8 protein-coding genes and 1 pseudogene are annotated in these 22,768 nt (G+C 61.9%); 6 read left to right on the plus strand and 3 right to left on the minus strand.

Features of this window, described 5'->3' with window-relative positions:
- Nucleotides 1-9: 9 nt before the first annotated feature.
- The 5 genes from QXG22_00435 (at nucleotide 10) to QXG22_00455 (ending at nucleotide 2,716) form a co-directional block, all read left to right on the plus strand.
- On the plus strand, nucleotides 10-162 hold the full coding sequence (locus QXG22_00435; protein ID MEM0358469.1) for a hypothetical protein: 153 nt from the start codon (nucleotides 10-12) through the stop codon (nucleotides 160-162).
- Nucleotides 162-296, plus strand: a complete 135-nt coding sequence (locus QXG22_00440; protein MEM0358470.1) for a hypothetical protein — start codon at nucleotides 162-164, stop codon at nucleotides 294-296. The genes QXG22_00435 and QXG22_00440 overlap by 1 nt, the downstream gene beginning before the upstream one ends.
- A 126-nt stretch (nucleotides 297-422) precedes the next feature.
- Nucleotides 423-818, plus strand: a complete 396-nt coding sequence (locus QXG22_00445; GenBank protein ID MEM0358471.1) for a winged helix-turn-helix domain-containing protein — start codon at nucleotides 423-425, stop codon at nucleotides 816-818.
- A complete protein-coding gene (locus QXG22_00450) occupies nucleotides 818-1,624 on the plus strand; it encodes a MinD/ParA family protein (protein ID MEM0358472.1) in 807 nt (268 codons plus the stop codon). The genes QXG22_00445 and QXG22_00450 overlap by 1 nt, the downstream gene beginning before the upstream one ends.
- A 42-nt stretch (nucleotides 1,625-1,666) precedes the next feature.
- Nucleotides 1,667-2,716: an ATP-binding protein gene (locus tag QXG22_00455; protein MEM0358473.1), complete on the plus strand. Its 1,050-nt coding sequence runs from the start codon at nucleotides 1,667-1,669 to the stop codon at nucleotides 2,714-2,716.
- A gap of 155 nt (nucleotides 2,717-2,871) precedes the next feature.
- On the opposite strand, the gene QXG22_00460 is transcribed toward QXG22_00455, so the two are convergent.
- The gene (locus tag QXG22_00460) at nucleotides 2,872-4,062 is read right to left on the minus strand and encodes a zinc ribbon domain-containing protein (GenBank protein MEM0358474.1); all 1,191 of its coding nucleotides are present in this window, start codon (nucleotides 4,060-4,062) and stop codon (nucleotides 2,872-2,874) included.
- Nucleotides 4,055-4,661, minus strand: a pseudogene (locus QXG22_00465) (IS607 family transposase). Before QXG22_00465 ends, QXG22_00460 begins: the two are co-directional and overlap by 8 nt.
- Nucleotides 4,662-4,730: 69 nt before the next feature.
- Here QXG22_00465 and QXG22_00470 point away from each other — a divergent pair.
- Complete coding sequence (locus QXG22_00470; protein ID MEM0358475.1) at nucleotides 4,731-5,783, plus strand: ATP-binding protein; 1,053 nt, start codon at nucleotides 4,731-4,733, stop codon at nucleotides 5,781-5,783.
- Nucleotides 5,784-5,875: 92 nt separating this feature from the next.
- On the opposite strand, the gene QXG22_00475 is transcribed toward QXG22_00470, so the two are convergent.
- Nucleotides 5,876-22,768 (minus strand): PGF-pre-PGF domain-containing protein, encoded by a 16,893-nt coding sequence (locus QXG22_00475; protein MEM0358476.1) that lies wholly within the window; start codon nucleotides 22,766-22,768, stop codon nucleotides 5,876-5,878.

Below are 22,768 nucleotides of genomic sequence, written 5' to 3' on the forward strand. Positions count from 1 at the left end.
TGAATTAAAATGATGAGGGAAATACCCGTACATCCGGCACCCACCCTCTGCGGGAAGTGCGGTCTCTTCTACCTCTATCCCAAATGGCTGGACTACGAGCACAACCCCTGCCCCAGGTGCGATCACCCTAACAACGAACATCGGAAAGGAGGTGAGAAGTGATGGAAACCCTGTCGGCGGCGCTGAGGAAGGTGGGTCCCTGCGGCATGTATCTGAGGGATCCCCTCTGCCCTAGCACCCCTTCGGCCAAGTCAGCCGGATTGTGCCACCGCTGTCCCTTTGCCAAGAGGTCCTGAGCTCCCTGGGTAACAACCCGTATTTCTTGTGTCCAAGTTGGAGAACCATGGACAGCACCCTCTTTTTGTTAGATAGATACAACTGAATTTTTATACGAGAAAAATTTAATTACATAAGGTGGAAGGTTGGAAATCCTGAAGGATCATCCCATCAAGCTCGAGATAGGAGGGGAGGAATGGGAAACCCTGGATGAGAAAAAGGCCTCGGAGGTCAGCGAGGCCCTCGCGGACCCCATCAGGAGGTGGATCTACCAAGAACTGGGGAAGGGTTCCCTCAGGCAGGCGGAGCTGGCCAAGAAGGCCAGCCAGGCCCTCGGCAAGAAGATCACGAACGTGCTCATCCGCTACCACCTGAACAAGCTCGCCTCGGCCGGGCTCGTGAGGTTCGAGAAGGACGAATCCCGCCCCAGGGTGAAGATGGTGCACAGGTGTTGCGAGGTGAGGATCCAGGTGAGACCCTTCTCCCCGCCCTCCGCGGGGCTGGAGGAGGTGCTCGCTGAGACCCTGAGGAGGAGAGGCTGATGCCCATCCTCTCGGTGATGGGAACCAAAGGAGGGGTGGGGAAGAGCACCGTGGCCATGGGGATCTCTGCCTGGCTCAGCAAGCTCCAGAAGGACATGGTCCTGCTGGTGGATGGGGACACCCACGTGAGGACGGTGGAACTGAAGATGTGTCCCGGGGCGGACGTGACCCTCTCCCAGGTGCTGGAGGGGAAGCACTCCCTAGCGGATGCCATCTACTCCTGCGCCCTCAAGGCGGGGGGAAGGCCCCTCTTCCCCAAACTGGCCATCCTCCCCGCCGGGGGAAGGTTCCTCCCTCCCGGGAGCAGGGACATCGTGGGCTTCGTGGAGCACACGGTGGGGAGGTTCGAGCGCATGCTCTCCACCCTCAGGAAGAGGTTTTCCTACATCATCGTGGATACACCCGCCTCCGTGGGGTTCGAGCACCTCATCCTAACCGCCATAGCCGACGCCCTCCTCTTCGTGGTGAACCCAGACCTGGATTCCATCCTCTCCTCGAAGATGACGGCGGAGGGGCTGAAGGGACTCCTGGGCCTACAGGCGGTAGGGGTGGTGGTGAACAGGGCACCACGAGGAAGCTCGGTGGAGGAGTGGGTCCTCCAGGCGGGGGAAATAGCTCCCGTCCTTGGGGTGATAGAGGACGACGAGCTCGTGGAGGACGCCTTCAGGAGGGACTTACCCGTGGTGGCCCTTTATCCGGAGGCACCCTCCAGCCAGGCTTTGAAGAAAATCGCTGAGGAGATCCTGAAGCTGAGGATCGAGCCCACCAGGCTCCTCCCCAAGCTGGAGCTGGCGAGGGGCTCGTAGGGCTTATATTTCTGGGGCAGAAGTTACTTCTGGGGCAGAAGTATGCTCTTCGACGAGAGGCCCAAGGAGGAGAGACGGGACCTTTTTGGCAGGGAGAGGGAACTGGAGGAGCTGAAAAGGGCGGCGAAAAGACCCCTGGTGCTCCTCTTGGGAATAAGGAGGATAGGTAAAACCTCCCTCCTGAAGGTTGCGCTGAAGGAACTTGGGAGACCCACCCTCCTCCTGGACGCCCGAAACCTGGGAGAGAACTATGGCAGAAGAGAACTTTATTCCCATCTCGCCAACAGTCTCCAGCCCCTCCTCCCCAAGATGGAGAGGGTGCTCAGGGCGGTGAGGGGGGTGAGGATCCTGGGAACGGAAGTGGAACTCCGATGGAAGGGGGAAGAGACCTTCTCCCTTTCGGAACTCTTCGATAAGCTCGACCGGGAAGGTGCGGTGATCGCCATAGACGAGGCCCAGAGGCTCAGGGGGCCCCTCTCCCCCGAGATAAGGAATGCCCTCGCCCACGCCTACGACTACGATCGGAACCTCACCTTCATCCTCACCGGCTCCGAGGTGGGCCTCCTCAGGGATTTTCTGGGAATCGAGGACGAGGCCTCCCCCCTGTACGGCAGGTATGCCCATGAGGTGGTGCTGGACAGGTTTGAGCGGGAGAAATCCTTGGAGTTCCTGAGAAAGGGATTCGAGGAGGCCGGAAGGAGGGTGGATGAGGGAGTTCTGGAAAGGGCGGTCGAAGAGCTGGACGGGATTCCCGGATGGCTCACCTTCTTCGGTAACTCCTATCTCTCCGGAAAGCCCGATCTTCCCTCCATCAAAAGAAAAGCTGTGGGGTTGGCGATGGAAGAGCTGAAGCACCTTTTGAAGGGAAGACCGAAGAGATATGGGCTGGTCCTCAAGGCCGTAGCCGAAGGGAAAGGGGGCTGGAGCGAGGTCAAGAGATACGTGGAAGAGAGGGAAGGGTGTACCCTTTCCACCAGCGTCCTGCATAACATCCTGGAGAACCTGGAGAAGATGAGCATCCTGAAGGACTACACTTTCCTGGATCCCGTCTACCGGGAGGCCGCCAAACTCCTTTATCCAAAACTGGTCTAATATGGACCAGTTTTTTATAAAAACCGGTCTAATATAGACTGAATGAAAAGGGAAGACTTCAAATACGTCATAGCGGAATGGCTTCAGCAGGGGATCCCGGAGGTCAAGGGAAGGGAAATCCTCCTGCCCTTGCACGGTCGTAACGGGGTTCTGAACTAAGTATGGACACGTATGGAGTCCACACCTAGTCCTTGGGCCTCACCGCCCTTGCCCCCCTCCGGGTTCATTGGGGGACTCATCAAGCTCGGCCCCTTTCGGGGGGAACCCGTGACTCCCCACATCCTAAGGAATTCCCTCCAGATGTTCCTCGCCGCATTCCCCTGCCTGTCAACCACGAGTCCGCACCTGGGGCACCTGAACTCGCCCGCCCCCCTCAGGTCTTTATTGTAGAACCCGCATCCGGAGCAGGTCCTGGAGGTGCCCCGAGCCTTCACAAAAATGGTGGCGTACCCGTTCCAGGCAGACTTGTACTCCACGTACCTCTGCAGCTTGAGGTAGTCGTGCTTGGAGTTCTGCCTGTTCACGTTCCTGCTCTTCGTCCTGGCCACCCTCTCCTTGAAGTTCCTCAGGTCCTCGAAAACGTTGGTCCTTCCCGACAGCCGCTTGGCGAGCTTGTGCAGCGCGTCTTCAACCCTGTTCCTCTCCCTCGAGCGGTACTTCCCCAGGAGCCTCCTCCTGGTTTTATCGGGGAGCTTTTGGATCACCCTCCTCTTCAGCTCGTAGGTCCTGTGGATGGTATAAATTTCCTTCAGGTCCAGGGAGCAGTCGTTCTGCCCGTCGAAACCGTCCAGGGAAAGGAGATTTGTATCCCAGGCGACCGGGTTCTCTATCTTCAGCTCCGCTTTCTTCCTGACCGTCACTATGAGCTTATCCTGCTTGAGTATAAGTTCCCCGAGCTCCAATCCCCTTATCCTCTCCCAGCACCAGGCCTTCCTCAGGTCCAGGGTTACGCTCTCCCCATGCGGCCTCACCGAGATCCTGAGGACCCCGTTCCTGTAACTGTAGAGGGTCTCCTTGATCCTGACGAACCTCCTCTTCAGTTCGGGTTTCTCCCTTCCTGCCCTCCCCCGCAGGTACCTCTTCCTCCAGGACTTCAGGATGGAGTAGGCCTGCTTTATGGCCGAGTCCACATAGTGCTTTGAATAGGCCCATCCGGCGAGGTGCCTGTCCCTCAGCCCCTTCCTGAAAGCCCTGTCCTTCTTCAGGAACGGGATCAGCCTCTTTCCCCTCCTCTCCCAAACCATGCTCCCCCACAACTCGTCAAGGATGGCATTCAAGATCCGCATGTAGTCCTCTATGAGCCCGCCCACCTCGAGCTCGTGCGGTATCGAGTATGCCTTAACCAACAAGTTTCCTGACACCCTCAATCACCTCCTTATACTTGTGAGACCTCATGCCGTAGAGCTTTCCAGCGAAATGAGAGACTATGGTGATCAGGTCCTCAACAAGCTCTTCCTGAGGAGTTTTCTCTTCGTGGTTTATCACTTCTATTTCTGTTCCGAAAACCGAAAACATCTTTCTGAGTGTTTCAAAACCAAACCTCGTCAGCCTGTCCTCGTAGGCTATTACCAGCTTGGATATTTTTCTCTCCGAAACCATGTCCAAGAGCTTCAGGAAGTTTTTTCCGCTTTGGTTGAGCCCGGAACCAACATCCGTCAGAATCTGAATTTCACCGTAACCCATCTCCTTGGCGTAGCTTGAAATGAGCTGCTTCTGCCTTTCAAGATCATCTTTCTGGGTCGAAGACGAAACCCTCGCATACCCCACGACCATTTTTTCCTCCCTTAAATCGAAGATGCGCTTTATTTCGCTCTCGGGAATCCTCCTTCGTCCTCCAATGGTTCTAACACACCTGATCTTGCCCTGTCTATCCCATTGCTGGATGGTCTAGGTGGTGACTCCAAGGAGTTTTTTTCGCCTCTTTGATCGTGTAAAGCCTTTCCATCCAAGTTTCTATCATATCAAGATATTTTTATTTGGAAACTGCTGAAGGGGCAAGGCCAGTCCCGATGAAATCCTCTACCTCGACTTCGAACATGCCAGGTTAAAAGGGGTAACGGCGGCCGACCTGGACGAAATGCTGGTAGGCTTCTACGAGCTCACGGGCAAAAGACCCAAGTACCTCTTCCTCGACGAAATCCAGGGAGTGAGGGACTATGGGGGCTGGTTCAGGAAGAGGCTCGACGCCAGGGTCTATCTTTCGGGTTCTTCCTCCGCCCTGACCCCCAAGAGGATTGCGGGGGAGCTGAGGGGAAGGTGCGTGAACTACGAAGTCTATCCGCTTTCCTTCAGGGAATACCTCTCCTTCCTAGGCCACAGCCCTCCAAAGCCCGAGGTCCTCCTCCACAGGGAGGAAAGGGGCAAACTCCTCTCCCTGCTGAGGGACTACCTCCAGTATGGTGCCTATCCCGCGGTTGCGCTGGAAGGGGACAAGAAGCGCGTGCTGAAGGCCTATTTCGACTCCGTGGTGGTCAGGGATCTGGGCGGAACACCCCTGGCCGAAACCCTCGCCCTCTACCTCACGGCGAACTATGCCCAACTGACGACCCTGAACAGGATCTACAACTACCTCCGGTCGCTGGGTTTCCAAGTGGGCAAGGAGAAGACCATGGAGCTCCTGGAGAGGGCGAGGGAGACCTACTTCGCGTTCACGATCGAACAGTTCAGGAAGAGCGAGAGGGAAAGGAAGATGAACCCCAAAAAGCTCTACATCGTGGATACCGGCTATCCCACCGCGCTGGGGTACGAGTTCTCGGTTTCGAGGGCCATGGAAAACGCCGTCTACCTGGAACTCCTGAGGAGGGGGAAGGGGGAGGTGTACTACTGGAAAGAGTACGGGAAGAGCACCGGAGCTGAGGTCGACTTCGTGGTGAGCAAGAACTTCAGGGCGGAGGAGCTGATTCAGGTAACCTACGGGGAGGAAGAAATCAGGGAAAGGGAGGTAAGGGCTCTGGAAAAGGCAAAGGAGGAACTCGAACCCAAGAAGCTCAAGATCCTGACATGGGACTACAGAGGGGAAATAGAAGGGATGGAGGCCGTGCCGTTATGGTATTGGTTGCTGACATGAGCGGTTCGCGAGTCCGTGCTGGAAAACCGACCATCGGTCCACTTCTCTGGGGTTAAGACGCCAGGAGAGCGGGAACTCCGCTTTGCAGAGCCTCACTCAGTCCTCCCCATCAGCTTCTTCAGCTTCTCCAGGGTTTCCCTGGTCTCCGGGGCCCTCACCGTCTCTCCTTCCTTCTCGGGCAAGGGCCTGGCCCTTATCCTGATCTCCAGCTCCTCCGGTCGGACACGGGGCTCCACGGGCCTAATCACCCCTGCAAGCTTGGCAGGGGGCACTGCGGGCGGGGCCCTGCCGGCCCTGAGGAGGGACTGAAGGGCCTCCTCCGGAGCCGGAATGGGTGAGGGCCTGAGGGGTTTCAGGGTGAGGGGCTTGGCCTCGGGAAGCTCCTCGAAGGCTGGGCGGGCGGGTTCAAGCTTCCGCAAGGAAACGGCCGGAACCACCCTTTCGGGCAGCTTCAGCCTGGGACGCACCAGGCTGGACAGCGGAACCTTCGGGAGGATGGGGCGGAAGCGCCAGAGGTAGATGAAGTAGCCTGCCGCCCCCACCGCCATCAGGCTCCCCGCCAGGAGGAGGAGCAGGAGGGGCGGCCAGGAGAAGGGCGGGGGCAGGGTTGGGGCCTTCCTCCCGTACAGGGCCAGGGCCCTTGGGTAGAAGGTGAGCTCGGTCGAGAACACCAAAGCACCCTCTTCCCTTCCCTCCAGCTTCATGAGCACCTCCCTCCAGCCCTCACCGTCGAAGGCGAGGAGCTTGAGCCCTCCCTCCTTCACTCCCTTCTCTTCCATCCAGTCCTCCGAGACCTGGAGCTCCACCCTTGTTCCCTCCACCATCTGGGAGGAGGTGCTGAGGCCCAGCAGGGCCCCTCCGTACGCCCGCTCCAGGGAAGGCCAGAGGGCTCCCCTCACCTCTTCCCCCTTCACCTCCAGCAAGCCCAGCGAGACCACCCTCTGCTGCTCGCGGAAGACGATTCCTACCTTCCTCACGAACCAGGAGGGCGGGTGGAAGACGAACTCCACCTCCCCTCCCGGAGGCACGTTCTCCGCCATCTTCCTCAGGGAGGGGGTCAGGGTGAGGAAGCTTCCCACCGCGAAGGAGGAAGAGAGACCCGCCCCGTTCACCGCCCTCACCCTCCAGAAGTACCTCCCCTCCTTCAGTCCCTCGAGCCTGAAGGAGGGAGTACCCAGCTCCCTCACCGTCACCGGGGAGCCGAAGTCCGGATCGTTGTCCACCCAGAGCTGATAGGTCACTCCCGAGAGGTCAGAAACGGAAGACCAGTGGAGAGAAGGCTGGGTCGTTCCCACCATCTCACCCTCCCCTGGCGAGAGGAGGATGGGCACGGGAGGAGGTGTGAGATCAACCCCGCAGGAGGCCTTGGCCCTGAGGGGTGCGGGCTCCGTGAGGTTGTCGTTGTCCCTGGCCAAGGTATAGAACTCGTAGAATCCTTCCCCTTCTGGGGCGGTGAAGCTCCAGGACCAGGGTTCCCTCTCCGCCACCGCGAACTCCTTCCACTCTCCCCACACCACGTTGTCCCGGGAGTGCCTGTACCAGAGGGCTACCGACACCACGTATCCGTCGTTGTCCCAGGCGGTGGCGCTCACGGGGAAGGGCACCGTGTTCCTCCAGTACGGACGGAGCTCCAGCACGGAGGAGAGGGGCGGGAGGAACGGGAGGGCTTTCACCTTCAGGAGGAAGGGAGCGGTGCGCCTCTTCCCCTCCGCGTCCTCTCCCACCACCGTGAGGGAATAGGAGCCCTCTGGCGTCCCCCTCTCCACGCTGAGGTTGAGGGAGGAAGTGAAGGGAGGCATGCCCTCCCCGACCGAGAACTCCGCCAGCACCGTGGCGGGCAGGTTCTCCACCCTCAGCTTCACGGGGAGGGCGTAACCTCCGAAGGGCTCCACCCTCACCTGTACGGTGAGGCTCCCTCCCTCCGTCACCTCTCCCAGGCTCGGGCTGACCGAGAGACTGAAGTCCGCAGGTGGCGGCGGGGGAGGTGGAGGTGGCGGAGGTGGAGGAGGTGGAGAGGGCGTCTCCAGCCTGCCCTGCCAGCCCTCCAGCGCGAGCCAACCCGCACCGGCCCTAACCCAGGTCTGGAACTTCTCCAGTACCCTCCAGCCTGCCGGGAATCCAGCCTGCACCGTCCACCCTTCTGCCCTCCTCCACCCAGCCTGCGTGAAGAGGGGCGAACTCCATCCCTCCACCAGTTGCCAGCGTGCCGCCTCGGTTCCCGCCGAACCAAACCATCCTTCCACCGCGGACCATGAGGCCTCCGCCCAAATCCAGCTCTGCCAGGCTTCCGTCACCTTCCAGAGGCCCCTGGCCGAAACCCCCTCCTGCCAGCCCTCCAGCACCCTCCAGCCAGGAGGTGTGACCATTCCCTCCACCCACTCCTCCAATCCTTCCCAACCGGCCGCTCCACCCAGCGTGCCCGACCACCCTTCGAGCGCTGACCAGGCGAAGGGAACCAGGAGCGAGGACCACCAGGAGTCCGAAACCACCCAGCCCGCCACAGTCCAAGTTCCTCCCAGCCAGCCCTCCAGGCTTTCCCACCCCGCTGCCGTTCCCGTTCCTCCCGTCCAAGAGTCCAGCCCGTACCAGAGCATGGGGGCCCCTACCGCCGTCTGCCAGCTCTCAAGGGAGAGCCAGGCCTCCCTGAGCGTCACGATGAAGACCCCTGAAAAGTTCTCGTTCCCGGCCCCGTCCACCACCACCCTCCAGTAGTAAGTTCCGGCGGGAAGGAGGTCCTCGCAGGTGTGGTAATTCTCCGTTATTCCCACCTTGCGGTAGGAGAGGGGTGGGGAGAAGGTGGATTCGTTGTCCACCTGCAGCTCGTACTTCACCCCCGAAAGATCCGCAACGCTCGTCCAGCGGAAGGTCAGGCCTACTCTTGAAACCGTGCTTTCGTTCTCAGGCTCCAGCAGGGAGGGGGCAGGTGGAGGAACGGGGTCATAACCGCAGGAGGCGTCCGGGACGGGGGGCGGAGACTCGTGGTTGCCCGAGTTGTCCCAGGCCCTGGAGTAGAACTGGTAGTGGCCCGGACCGCTGGGCGGCTCGAAGTAGAAAGTGTAGGGCGGGGAGGTGAGGTAGTCGTAGAGGATCCAGGAGCCCCAGCTCTCGTTGTCGGGAGACCAGCGGAACCAGAGCTCCACGTTCTCCACGCGCCCGTCGGCATCGGAGGCGGAGGCGGAGAGGGTGATGGGCGCACTCTTCTTCCAGTAGGGAGAGACCGGCAGGACGGAGGAAACCGGTGGAACGAGCAGGGTGAAGGTGCGGACCTCGGAAACGTTCTCGTTCCCTGCCCCATCCACCGCCACTACCCTCCAGTAGTAGTTGTTCTGGGGCAGGACGTTCTCTACCATGTGCTCGTTCTCCACAAGCATCTTCTGGTAAACGGGGGAGGAGAAGGTGGGATCGTCGTCCACCTGCAGGAGGTAGGTCACCCCGCTAAGGTCGGTGACGCTCGTCCAGCCGAAGGAGGGTCTTCCGGTGGAGTCCACCACCGTTTCCCCGTTCTCAGGATAGACCAGGGAGGGGGCCTGAACGGTGGGATCGTAGCCGCAAGCCGTGTCGGGGATAGGTGGCGGGGATTCATGGTTGCCGGAGTTGTCCCAGGCCCTGGAGTAGAACTGGTAGTGGCCCGGACCGCTGGGCGGCTCGAAGTAGAAAGTGTAGGGCGGGGAGGTGAGGTAGTCGTAGAGGATCCAGGAGCCCCAGCTCTCGTTGTCGGGAGACCAGCGGAACCAGAGCTCCACGTTCTCCACGCGCCCATCGGCGTCGGAGGCGGTGGCGGAGAGGGTGATGGGTGAGGTGCGGTACCAGTACTGGGGCAGGGGCTGGAGCTGGGAGACCGGCGGGACGAGCAACCTGAGGAGGAAGGCCCTCGACACGTTTTCGTTACCGGCCCAATCCCTCGCCACCACCCTCCACCAATAGTTGTCCTGGGGCAGGACGTTCTCTGTCTCGTGCCAGTTCTCCCTTATTCCCTCCTTCACGTACACCGGGGAGGAGAAGGACGGGTCGCGGTGGACCTCAAGCCTGTAGGTGACCCTGTCGCTTTCCCCGTCCTGGGAGGTGAACCAGCGGAAGGTGGGCCTTCCATCGGGCTCCTCCAGCAGGGCCCCGTTCTCCGGATGGACGGGGATGGGTTCGGTGGGAGGCGTCACATCGTACCCGACCGTGAACTGCCAGACCTCCGACCAGGGTGAGTTCTCCCCTCCCGCCTCAGCCCTGACCTTCCAGTAGTAGGTCCCGTTCTCCAGCTCGGTCACGAAGGTGTACTGGCTGGCCTGAACCACCTCCTCGAATGGGGACCCGAAGTTCTCGTCCTCGTCCACCCATAGGCGGTAGACCTCCGCACCCTCCACATCCGACCAGTCGAGGGTGGGGGTGTTGTCATTCAGCCAGGCATCGTTCTCGGGGGAGAGGAGGACGGGCGCACCCAGCGTGATCACCCTGCCCTGCCTGGAGTCCAGGAGGGACCAGCGGGCGGGTGCGGTGCTCCACCCCGTCCACTCCTCCACCTTCCTCCATCCTCCCACCCCTTCCAGGAGGATCTGCCACCCCTCCAGCTCGCTCCAGCTCGCTCCAGCTCCGACCGAACAGGTCCAGGACTCGATTCCGCCCCACCCGGCGGCGGCCTGGAGTATCGCCAGCCAGTCTTCGACCTCCCTCCAGAGCACCGAGGTCGCACAGGTCGCAGTCCAGGAGTCAGCAGTAGACCAGGAAGCGGAGGTCAGGATTCCCCCTGCCCATCCCTCCACCTCTTCCCACCCAGCTCTGGTCTCCAGGGCATTCATCCATTCCTCCACCGCCCACCAGCTGGCCCCGGCCTGCACCGTTCCCGTCCAGGAATCGAGCCATGACCAGCTGGCGAGAGCGCTCACCGCTCCCGTCCAAGCCTCGACCTGCCGCCAGCCGGAGGGAGCCTGGGCCGAGCAGGACCAGTCCTCCACCGGCTGCCAGGAGGCTTGGGCCTGGAGTTCCTCCGTCCAGACCTCCAGCTGGTGCCATCCCACCGGTGTCTCGAGTCCTCCCGTCCAGCCCTCGACCGGCTGCCAGGAGGCGGGAGCGGTGATCACCTCCGTCCAGGAGTCCGCCGGACACCATCCCGCGGGGGCGGAGAGGGTTTCTGTCAGGGAGGCGAGAGGCTGCCAGAAGGCGGGGGCGGAGAGGGTTTCTGTCAGGGCCTCCAGCAGGATCCAAGAGGCCGGACCCTGGAGCATTCCCGTCCAGGAATCCAGCTGGTGCCAGGAAACCCGTGTCTCGAGACCCGAACTCCAGCCCTCCAGGGACTGCCAGGAGACGGGCGCGGAGAGCGCACCCGTCCAACCCTCTACCGGTTGCCAGCTGGCCGCGGCCCCTATTGCTCCCGTCCAGGAGTCAACCCCCAACCACCAGGCCCGTGCCTCGACCGAGTCCGTCCAAGAGTCCAGGGAGGACCAGGCGACTGCGGTTTCAGACTCACAAGTCCAGGTCTCCAGATGGGACCACTCGGCCGGGGATGAGAAGATGCCCGTCCAGCTTTCCGCCTGCCACCATCCGGCAGGAGCTAAAGCCCTTCCCGAAAGGGAGTCGATGGGCTGCCAACCAGCCACCGAGGACGCCGTCCCACTCCAAGAGTCGAGGAGCTGCCAGAAGACCGGGGAGAAAAGCATGCCCGTCCAAGAGTCTGCCTGCCACCAAGAGGCTTGGGCCAGGATTCCCTCCCACCATGATTCGGCCTGCACCCAGGAGCTTGGGGCCAGGACCGCGCCCGACCAGCCTTCCACTGGCCGCCAAGTGGCGGGTGCCACGAGGCCACCTATCCAAGACTCTGCCGGCAACCAGCCAGCCATGGTCTCCACCGCGAGCATCCAGGACTCCAGCCCCTGCCACCAGACCGAGGAGAGGAGGGTCTCCATCCATCCCTCCACTGGCTGCCAGGTAGCGGGTGCGGAACTCTCCGCGCTCCACTCCTCCATCAGGTGCCAGGTGGCCGGGGCTGGAACGTCCCCCGATAGGGAGTCCAGCGACCTCCATCCAGCCGGTGCGGGTAGCGTAACCGTCCAGCTCTCCACAACCGTCCACTCCACCGGGGCTCGAGCGCTGGTGACCCAACCCTCGACGGGCTGCCATCCCACAACCATACCCACCTCTCCGGTCCAGGAATCTGCGAGCCGCCAAGCCACCGCCGCGTGGAAGGTCCCGGACCACCCCTCCAGCTCCACCCATCCCGGGGAGACCAGGAACCACCTGGTGTCCGACCATCCCGAGCAGTTGCCTGCGTTGTCCCTGGACCTTATCCTCCAGTACCAGACTCCTTCCTCCAGCGGGAGGTGCCAGGAGTTCTCGGTGATCCAGCCGGAGGACTGGAGGCCCACCTGGAAGTCCTCGGTCTGGGCCACCTGGACCTCGTAGAGGACGGGGAGGGAGTTCTCCTGAACGCGGGACCAGGAGAACTCCACGACCTTGCCCACCGTGGCCCCGTTCTCGGGGGAGAGGTTCTCGGGCACCGCGGGAGGAACGGTGTCCACCCTGAAGGACCTCGGGGAGGAGAAGGAGCCCCAGTTGCCCGCATTGTCCCTGGCCGCCACCCTCCAGTAGTAGAGGTTGTCGGGTAGGTAGCTGCACCAGCTGTTCTCGGATAGCCAAACCTCCACCACCATTTCCCCCGGCAGGAAGTCCGGGGAGGTGGAGATCTGGAGCTTGTAGGTCAGGGGATAAGAGTTCTCGGGTGGCGGGAACCAGGAGAGCTGGGGAGTGCTGTCGTTCTCGTTAACCCCGTCGGGTGGTGAGGCTAGGACGGGAGGAACTGGCGGGAGGGTATCCACCCTGAAGGTCCAGACCTCGGACCAGGGGGAGTTCTCCCCTCCCCTGAACAACCTCACCCTCCAGTAGTAGAGGTTGTCCTGGAGTCCGTTCTCCAGCTCGTGGGAGGTGACCGTGAGGCCTCTCTTCCAGTAGATGATGGGCTCGGAGAAGGTGGGTTCGTTGTCCACCTGGAGCTCGAAGTTGTCGGCGGGCTGGAGGTTCTCCCAGCTCAGGGTGGGGGTGGTATCCCTGGTGTTGGTCCCGGAGGGCGGGGAGAGGAGGATGGGCGCCAGAAGCGGTGCGGAGAGGACGAAGGTCCAGGCCTCAAGCTGCGTCCAGAGAACCACGGCGGACCCGGTACCCATCCAGCCCTCCAGGAGTCCCCACCGCGCCGGGGAGGAGGGTGAAAGGGACCAGGTTTCGAGAGGCCTCCACAGTGCGGAGGCCGTGAGCATCACCGTCCAGGTTTCGGCCGCCCTCCAGAGGGCCCGGGCACTCACCGTCCCTACCCACGTCTCCACACACCACCAGGAAGCGTACGTCTGGAGGGTCAACGTCCAGGCTTCAATTGTCCGCCAGCTTGCAGCGGTTAGGACACCTCCCGTGCGGGAATCCAGCTCCCTCCAGCCCGCGGAGGTTTGGACCCCTCCGGTCCAGCCTTCCATCTGGCACCAGGAGGCCCGGGCCTCAGCGACCAACGTCCACCTCTCCACCTCCTCCCAGAAAGAGGGCGCGGCGGTGGTAACGGTCCAGCTCTCCTGCACCGACCAGAAGGCCGGAGCCTGACTTCCGGCCATCCAGCCCTCCACCTGGGACCAAGAGGTCAAGGTCACCACGCATCCCTCCCAGACCTCTATCTCCCACCATTGGGCCTGTGCCTGCAGAACCCCGCTCCACCCTTCCAAAAGGGACCAAGTTGCGGAGGACTGAACCTCCCCAGCCCAGCCCTCCACCTCCTCCCATCCGGCCCCCGCTCCGGTCAGGAGGGACCAGGACTCCATCATGAACCAGGACGCCACGGTCTCCAGCGCTCCCGCGAGGGTATCCAGGGGCTGCCAGGATCCCAAGGCCTGAAGCGCCACGGTAAGGGTATCCAGGACCCACCAGCCGGCAGGCGAGTGCGCACTGTCCTCCCAGGTCTCAACCGCCACCCAGGAGGCTGGGGACGGGAAGACACACATCCAGGTCTCGAGCGCCACCCAGGAGGCGGGTGACTGGACCGTCCACCACCATCCCTCCAGAGCTGACCAGCCAGCGAGCGTGCTCACTCCTTCCTCCCATCCCTCCAGAGCTGACCAGAGGACGGAGGTCCGGAGTTCCGTAACCCAGGCCTCCATCAGCTCCCATCCCGCCACCGCCTCCAGAGTGGTGCTCCAGCCTTCGGTCGCCCTCCAGAGAGCCCGTGCCTCCACCGTGCCCGACCAGGAATCCGCAGCGCTCCAACCCGCCGGGGACTGGAGGGTGCAGACCCAGACTTCGGCGGGTGACCAGGAAGCCGGGCCCCCGACGACCGCCGCGAGGGATTCCAGGGACTCCCACCGCGCCGCGGTCCGCACCTCCTCCGCCCAGCCATCCAGGGCCTGCCATCCCGCGGAGGTCCTTGCTTCTCCTGACCACTCCTCCAGAGACCACCAACCCACCGGAACCAAGACCGAAGCCGATACCGAATCCAGGATCCGCCACTCGACCCGGGGAACCAGGGAGCAGGCCCACTCCTCCACTCCCCGCCACTCGGCCACGGAGCCCAAGCCCACACCCCATCCTTCCAGGGGCGACCAGACCGCTGGAGAACCTGCCAGGCCTGCCCAGGTCTCCACCACCCTCCACTCCGCTGTTGCTCCGATCGAAGAGACCCAGAGATCCACCTCCCGCCAGACAGGGGCGGAGGTTCCACCCACCAGCCAGGAGTCGAGCCACCGCCATTCCACGAGCGTGCCCATCTCCCCCGAGAACTCCTCCAGCACAAACCATCCCACCACCATCCCCACACCTTCCGTCCACTGCTCCAGCTCTCTCCACCAGGCCGAAGCCTGGAACTCGGACATCCGGGAATCAAGCGTTATCCAGCCCGAGGGGAGGGTGGAGGCTCCCACCTCCCAGCCCTCCAGCTCCCTCCACACCGCCACCACGTTGACCGTCCTGGTCTCCGAGACGTTCTCACCCGCGGCGTTCACGGCCCATACCCTCCAGTAGTAGGTCCCGTAGTCCTGGAAGACCGTGGAGTACCAGTTGTCGTCCGGGGGCGACCTCCAGACGTTCTCCACCGGGGAAGAGAAGTCGGAGTCGTTGTCTATCTCTATGCGGTGGTTATCAGCGGTGGAACCCCTGATCCAGGTGAAGGTGACCTCCAGGGGGACGTTCTCACCTTCCGCCGGGGAGAGGAGGGAGGGGGCCCCGGGCGGTCCCGTCACGACCGTGAAGGTCCTGACCACGGAGCAGTTCTCCCCGAAGGCGTTGAGGGCCCAGACCCTCCAGTAGTAGATGGCAGGAGTGTAGCCGGGCGAGGGCTTGGTCCAGCTCCTGGTGGTGGCGGGGAAGACCAGGTTGTCCAGGGGAGAGGAGAAGTCTTCGTCGTTGTCCACCTCGAGCCTGAAGTTCTCCAGCGGGCTGGTGTTGTCCCACTGGAAGGTGGGGGTGGGAGTGGTGAAGGCGTTGTTCTCCGGGAGGAGGAGGGCGGGCGAGGAGGGCATGCACCCCAGCTTCTCTTCCCATCCCTCCACCACCCTCCACCCGGCGGTGGAGCCTAGCACAGCCAGCTTGTCTTCTAGGGAGTACCAGCCAGAGGGGGCCCAAAGGATCGCTTCCCAAACTTCCTGGACCCGCCAGAGAACCTGGGCCTGTGCGGTTTCAGTCCAGGCTTCAACCTCCCTCCAGAGGACCAGAACCTGTACAGTCGCCCAGTAGCTGTCGATTTCCCGCCAGCTTGCCGAGGTCCCGAGAAGGGTGGTGAAGGTCTCGACCACCCACCACCAGGCCGTGGCCACGATTTGCTCGGTCCAAGAGTCGAGCGGACACCATTCGACCTGGACCCGAACCGCCCAGGTCCAGGAGTCCACCCACGACCACTGAACGGAAACCGTGACCTCAACCGTGAAAACATCGAGGGCAAGCCACTGGGCTGGCCCTCCTATTTCCCCTGCAAGGGAATCAAGGAACAGCCAGAGGGCCTGAGTCTCGAGCATTCCCATCCAAGTCTCGAGGTACTGCCAGCCCGCCTGTGCCTGCACACTTCCCGCCCAAGTCTCAATCAACCGCCAAGAAGCGGGGGTCTGGAGGGTATCCGCCCAATCCTCGAGGATCCACCATGAGGCGCGTGCGAGGACCACACAGGTCCAAGATTCCAATTCCATCCATTCAGCCTGTGTTTGAACCGCTCCCATCCAGGAATCCAGCCTAGTCCAAGCCACGGGCGGAGAAACCTCTACCGTCCAGGCCTCAAGCTTCTGCCAGGAGGCCTGTGTAGAGACCGCACACATCCAGGAATCCGTGGGCTGCCAGGAGGCCTGCGCCCGAGCACTCACCGTCCAACTTTCGACGGTCCTCCAGAGTGCTACAGTTCCCGCGCCCCCAGTGCAAGTGTCCAACTCCTCCCAAGCCCCCGCGGTCCAAGCACTTCCATCCCAGCTCTCAACCGCCCTCCACCCGGCCGTGGTAAGGGCCTCTCCCGTCCAAGTATCCACCGCCGACCAAACGGCCGTGGTCTGGAGTTCCCCCATCCAGCCTTCCAACTCACGCCAGACACTAACCACGGTGAAGTACCAGACATTCTCCGAGACGTTCTCCCCTGCGGAGTTCACGGCCCAGACCCTCCAGTAGTAGGTCCCGGGTGCGTATCCTCCAGCCTTCACCCAGCTGTTCTCCCCCACCACCCAAACGTTGTCCACGCAGCCGTTGGTCCAGTCCTCGTCGTTGTCCACCTCGATCCTGTGGTTCTCGGCGTTCGCCCCGTTCTCCCACTCGAAGGTCACATCTTCGTAGGCGGGAAAGATCGAGTTGTTCTCGGGCCTGCATAGCCTGGGACTCCCCGGAAGAAGCTGGGTCTGGATGCTCTCCGTCCAACTCTCCAGGAACAGCCAAACCGCCACAGTCTGGACGGCCTCACTCCAGCCTTCCACGATCTGCCAAGAACCGGCGGCGCGAACCACGATGGTCCAGCTCTCAGCCATTACCCACAGAGTGGTCGGCTGGATGTTCTCCACCCAGCCCTCGAGGATTTGCCAGGAAGCTGTGGTTCCTACCCCTCCAGCACAGGAGTCCAACTCTCTCCAGCTCACGAAGGTCAGGATCTCGCCTGTAAACGTTTCAAGGGACCTCCAGGCACCCAGGGACTGCACCGTGCTTGTCCAAGCTTCCAGGTGCTGCCAGCTCACCGGGGAACCAACGCTGTCAACCCAGCCCTCGACCATGTACCACGCAACTGCGATTTGGAGGCTTCCTGCCCAAGTGTCAAGAACCTGCCAGAAAGCTCCTGTCAGGATTCCCTGCATCCAGGCATCGAGAGGCTGCCAGGCGACCCTCCCTTCCACCGTCCAAGTCCAAACTTCAAGTGGCTGCCAGCTCACCCCACCCTCCGTGACCACGCTCCACGCGTCGACTGGCTGCCAAGAGGCCCGGGTCTGGAGCTCCGTCGTCCAGGCATCGAGAGTTTGCCAGGAGATTGCGGTCCAAACCACTCCGGACCAGCTTTCCAGGGCCCGCCAGCCTGCCTGAGCCAGCAGCTCCACCGACCAGTTTTCCAGTGCCCGCCAGTGGGCTGGAGCCGAAACCTTCCCCGTCCACTCCTCCACAGGAAGCCAGGAAGAAGGCGCTCCAACGGTGGAGGCCCAGCTCTCCTGCATCTGCCATGCCGCCGTGGTTCCCAGAACCTCGGTCCACTGCTCGAGACTCGCCCAGCTCCCTCTACCCTCCACCCTCACAGCCCATTCCTCGATCGACCGCCATGAGGCTTGGAAGTGGAGCGCGCTTTCCCAGACCTCGAGGGTCCACCAGCTTACTGACACGGACATGGCACCCATCCACTCGTCCGCCGTCCACCAGTTCACAGGCGCACGCAGGGTCTCGGACCAAACCTCCATCGTCTGCCAACCGACCTGTACCACACCTGCGCCTGTCCACGTCTCGAGCGACCTCCAGCTGGCCCCTCCCTCCAAGACCTCCGTCCAGGTCTCAAGCTCCGCCCAGGAAATTTTGGTTGGAAGGACGCAGGACCATGAGTCAAGGAAGGACCAACCCACTACTGGGGAAGAAACCCCCCCGAGCCAGGATTCCAGCCAGAACCAGTCAGAGGGGGAGGTGGAGAGGTTCTCCGTCCAGGAGTCCAGGACTCTCCAGGTACAGATCCTGAGGACCCTCGAAGGGGAGGAATTCTCGTTCCCCGCGTAGTCGACGGCGCCCACCCTCCAGGTGTGCTCCCCGAGCGAGAAGGTGTGGGAATAGGAGGTGACGGTGTTGTCCACCTCCCCCACGAGCCCTTCGTCCACGTAGATTCGATAGTTGTCCACGCCCGTCAGAGCATCCGTCGAAGGGTTCCATTTGAGCTCCACCTGAGCCTCGGAGAGGTCCAGGTAAGTGTTGTTCTCCGGGGACACGAGAGGGGGGGCGGTGGGTGGATGGGTATCCACCGTGAACTTCCAGACGTTGTCCGACCAGTTCTCATAGCCTGCGCCCGTGGCCGCAACCTTCCAGTAGTAGACGTTGTCAGGGAGCTGGTTCTCTATCTCCAGAGAGGTCAGGGCCGGTGGGATGTTCGAGTTATCGTAGATGTTCTCCGAAAAATTGGAATAGGGGCTGATCACCAGCCTGTAACCGGTGTGGTTGTCGGATGCCGTCCAGGCAAAGGTTGGGGTGTTGTCGTTGAGGTTTTCGTTGTTTTTTGGAGAAACCAGCTGGGGGCGCCCTGGACCGTAGACCACCACCCTGCAGAAGTCCACCATGAGGCTCGTCTGGATGGAGTCGTTGTCCCTCTGGATGTATCTCGCATAGACGTTCCCGCCGGAGAGGTAGCTGGTTCCAGTAAGGTTGTAGCTGAAGAAAAGGGGGCTCCCGGCACTCCCCCCCACCTGCAGGTTCCCCAGGTTGTCCCACTGGCCCGTCGAGAAGTTGTAGAGGTAAAGCGAGATGGGTTCAGAGTCCCCCGCCGTGTAGTACTTTATTTCTAGGATGTGGCCCGTGCCGCTGGGTATGCCCGTTATGTCGTGCCGGACATCCACACGATAGGCCTTGGGGATTTCCCTCCACTCCGCGAAGAGCCTGTGGACGTGGGCCGTGCTTCCGGCTCCCTCCTGATAGAGAACTATTCCCTCCCCTGGCAGGAGGAGGAGCGGTCCCGTGATCTCGAACGTGAGCAGCCGAACGCCCGTTATCTGTGGGGTCAGAGCAGCGCCTGTGGCTCCCGGGGAGGTGACCGAAACCAGCCTGCTCGTCGCTTCGCCCACAGGAGTGACCGTGGCATTACCATACCTGGCCACCAGAGCGGGAGCGGGTGCATCCGTGTGTTTCCTTGGAACGTAGTCGGGGGGAATAGAGGTCGCACCCGTGGCTGACGATATCCTCTGCACCGTTATCGGAACATAAGTGGCTGTGGTAGTGGCAACCACCATCACCATCATCTTCTTGATTACCGCAACATTGTTGGAATCCGCTGGATTGAAGAAGGAGGCGAAGTTGTCACCTGCGGTGGCGGTACCAGTCACCGGGCCTATGGAGAGCACGTAGTCCCTCTCGGCGGAGGGAGCGGTGGTCGTTTCCCCCCACTCCACCAGGAGTATCACCCTATGGTTTGCGTTTCCCGTCCCGGACTCCTGGTAGAAGGCTATTCCTTCCCCGGGTTTCAGGACGAGGGGCTCATTGGGCACGAACACGAGGCTCTGCCACCCGTGCTGCTGTCCCACCGCCCCCTCCGACGTTATTCCCAGAATCCGGCTTTCCGTGGCGCCCGCAAAAGTGACCGTAGGGCCTGTGCGTCTGATGTCCATCGCGGTGTCCGGGGATCCCGTGTGCTTCTTGGGGACGTTCGCGGCGGCTATCTGAGTCCCACCGCTGGCTGCCGTGATTCTCCTAACACTCATCGGGATGTAGGTCGCTGCCCCTGCCGCCGAGACCCTCGCCTCAATCCTCTTGACAATCGCGTACTTCCCAGACCCAGCGGGATTGAGGATTGAAGCGTAGATATAGGGCATGGTGGTTGAGCCATTTATGGGCCCTATCGAAAGGAGGTATTCTCCTTTCGGGGAGGGTGCGGTGGACACCTCGGCCCACTCTATGTATGCCGAGAAGTGGTGGTCGATATCTCCCGCCGCTTCGGAGTAGAACGCTATCCCCTCTCCTGGCTGAAGAATCAGCTTTTCATCGTCCCCACCAAATACTATCTCCCTGTTGACGTACTGTCCTGCCGCACCAGGGGTAACCACGCTCAACAGCCTGGAGTCGGCCGTGCCGCTCCAGGTGAAGCCTGGGACGGTTCCGAGGGTATGCCTGATGTCCATGGCGGTGTCCGGGGATCCCGTGTGCTTCTTGGGGACGTTCGCGGCGGCTATGGCGGTCCCCGCCGTGGGGGCGCCCGTGAACCTGCGCACCGTGAAGGGGATGTACAGTGCTGCGGCGTCGGCGATAATCCTCACCCCAATCCTCTTCACAACTGCGGTTCTGCCAGAGCCGGATGGATTGTAGAACGAGTAATAGACATAGTTGGCTCCCGGCGCGGTGGTCAGCTCAACCCTGGGAAAGGCCAGCAGGTACTCTCCCTGGGAAGAGGGAGTGGAAGTTTTCTCGTCCCACTCAACGGTCGCCAGGATGAGGTGGTTGGAATCGCTCGCGGCCTCGTTGTACAACGCAACGCCCTCGCCGGGTTGCAGGATTATGGGTTCGTTCGGCTCAAAGATGAGTTCCTTCTTGGCATACTGGTGGTCTGCGGCCCCTGGCGAAATCACGAGCATCAGCCTGGAGTCGGCCGTGCCGCTCCAGGTGAAACCGGGGGCGGTCCCCAGGTTGTACCTGAGGTCCATCGCGGTGTCCGTGGACCCCGTGTGCTTCTTGGGGACGTTCGCGGCGGCTATGGCGGTCCCCGCCGTGGGGGCGCCCGTGAACCTCCTGAGGGCAAAGTTTGAGGTGTATACTGCGGCACCATCGCAGTCTATGCTTATCCTGACCCTCCTGATGATGGCGGTCCTGCCCGAAGTCGAAGGATTGTAGAAGGAGTAGTGAACGTAGCCGGCGGCCCAGTTTGTCCCACTCCTCCTCGGGAAGGTCAGGATGTAGCCACCCAGAGGTGTCGGCGCGGTGGGAACCTCCTTCCATTCGACCAGGAGGTAGATCCTGTGGTTGGTATTACCCGCCGCCTCCTGGTACAGGGCTATTCCCTCGCCTTCCCGCAGAACCAGGTTTTCCTGTTGAAACACCACTTCCTGGTGACCCTGATGGGTTCCGGCGGTAGCAGGCGAGACCACCGACATCAGCCTCGAGTCGGCCGTTCCGGCCCAAGTCACGCTGATGCCGGGACCGTACCGTATACTCATCGCCGTGTCGGGTGCTCTGGAATCCTTCTTGGGAACGCTCGAGGCCTGGATGACCGTACCTCCGCCGGTAACGTTTGTGATTCTCCTCAGGGTAAAATCCACCCTGCTGGCGGTCCCCACGGCGTTGACCATTATCACGATCCTCCCGATCACCGCGGTTCTGCCGGAGCCAACGGGGTTGAAGAAGGAGGCGAACACATCATTCGCCGTGGCGGTTCCTGACACCGGACCGATAGTGAGCAGGTAGGAGTTCTCCACCCCAGGTGTTCCGCTATCGCTCTCGTAGAGGTTTTCATAGACGCCATCATCGCTCTGGGCCCCTGAAAGCCCGCTCGTCCCACCCTCATAAATCGTCTCTCCCTTCACGTAGACGATAGCGTAGACGGAGAAGCCCGAACTCCTGGCCCTGAAATGTAATGAGGCTCCATCCTCACCCTCCTTCCAAGTGGAAAGCTCCTCCCATCCCCTCTCGCCGTAGTGCCAGAGCGCCAGCCTGCCAGACCCTCTTCCCTCCAGCCAGCTCTTCGGGACGGAGAACCCTATCCAAGCCTCTTCAAGGAGTTCTCTCTGCAGGGAAGTGGAGAGATCGAGGTATGAGTAGACTTGAACCTTCCCCACGTAGACCGCCTCTTCTCCCGAGCCCACAAGGTTGGCGGGGGGCACACCCTGCGGGAGGGAATCGAGGGCTTCCGCCGTTACCTCGAAATCCCTCGCCTGTCCCCTCATCAAGAGCTCGATATACCTGACGGGGAGGTTTTCGAACCTCGCCAGCGCTCTTCTGTTCGCCCGGCCAAAGTTGGCCCTGGCCCTCCCTGAAACCCAACGGGCCCACCTCTCCCAGTTCTCCGTCCCAGCCTCCCATTCCTCCAGGGTAACCCAGCCCGAAGGGAGGTTCTCCCGTTGGAAATCCTCCCCCACGCTCCAAGAGTCTAGAGGGTAGAAGGACCCGCCTGCCTGGTGGAGATTCTCCCCCACACTCCAAGAGTCAAGAAGAGAGAAAGACTCGCCCACCCCCCCACCGTCCTCTCCTAACTCCTCCCATCCCTGGGGAGGCTTGGCCCTGAGCCCGATTCCCCAAGCCTTCGGACCGGTCTCCCCGCTCAACCCGGGGTCCTCGCTCGCCAGGAACACCCTGACCTGCAGGTACCTGAAGGGCGGGAGGAAGGAAAGATCGGCGGGGGGTGAGGTGAAGAGGGTGCCGGAAGTACCGTCGGGACCCATCCACTCGCTCCAGCCCTCCCCGTCGGTGCTCACCCTCACCTGCACGCCCACCCAAGAGTGAAGGACCTGTGGCTCCAAGCCCGCAACATCTTCCCTTGACGGTTGGTGACCTCCCGTATCCTCCCCAAGCAGGTTTTCTGGAGCCCCTTCCAGCTCCGGCTCCACCCACCCCTCACCCGTCTGAACTACCAGGGAAGGCTCTTCCCTCTCCCACCACAGCTCCCATCCACCTTCCCCGAGCTCGATGATCTCAGAGACGAAGGAACCCCGTGTGTAACCCGGAAGGAGCCTGATGATCCCTCCCGCGTTCTCCGTGTTCTCGAACAGCGGGTAGGATGGAGGGGCCTCCTCCTGGGCCCCCACCGGAACGGGGGGAACCTGCGAGGAGAGGAGGAGGAGAGAAAGGAGGAGGGAAAAGGCCCTCCTGAGCCCGAGGGAAAGGCAGGTGAGGCGAGAGGGACCTTTCTTCAC

The organism is Candidatus Hadarchaeales archaeon (genome assembly GCA_038736355.1).
Taxonomy (GTDB): domain Archaea; phylum Hadarchaeota; class Hadarchaeia; order Hadarchaeales; family WYZ-LMO6; genus WYZ-LMO6.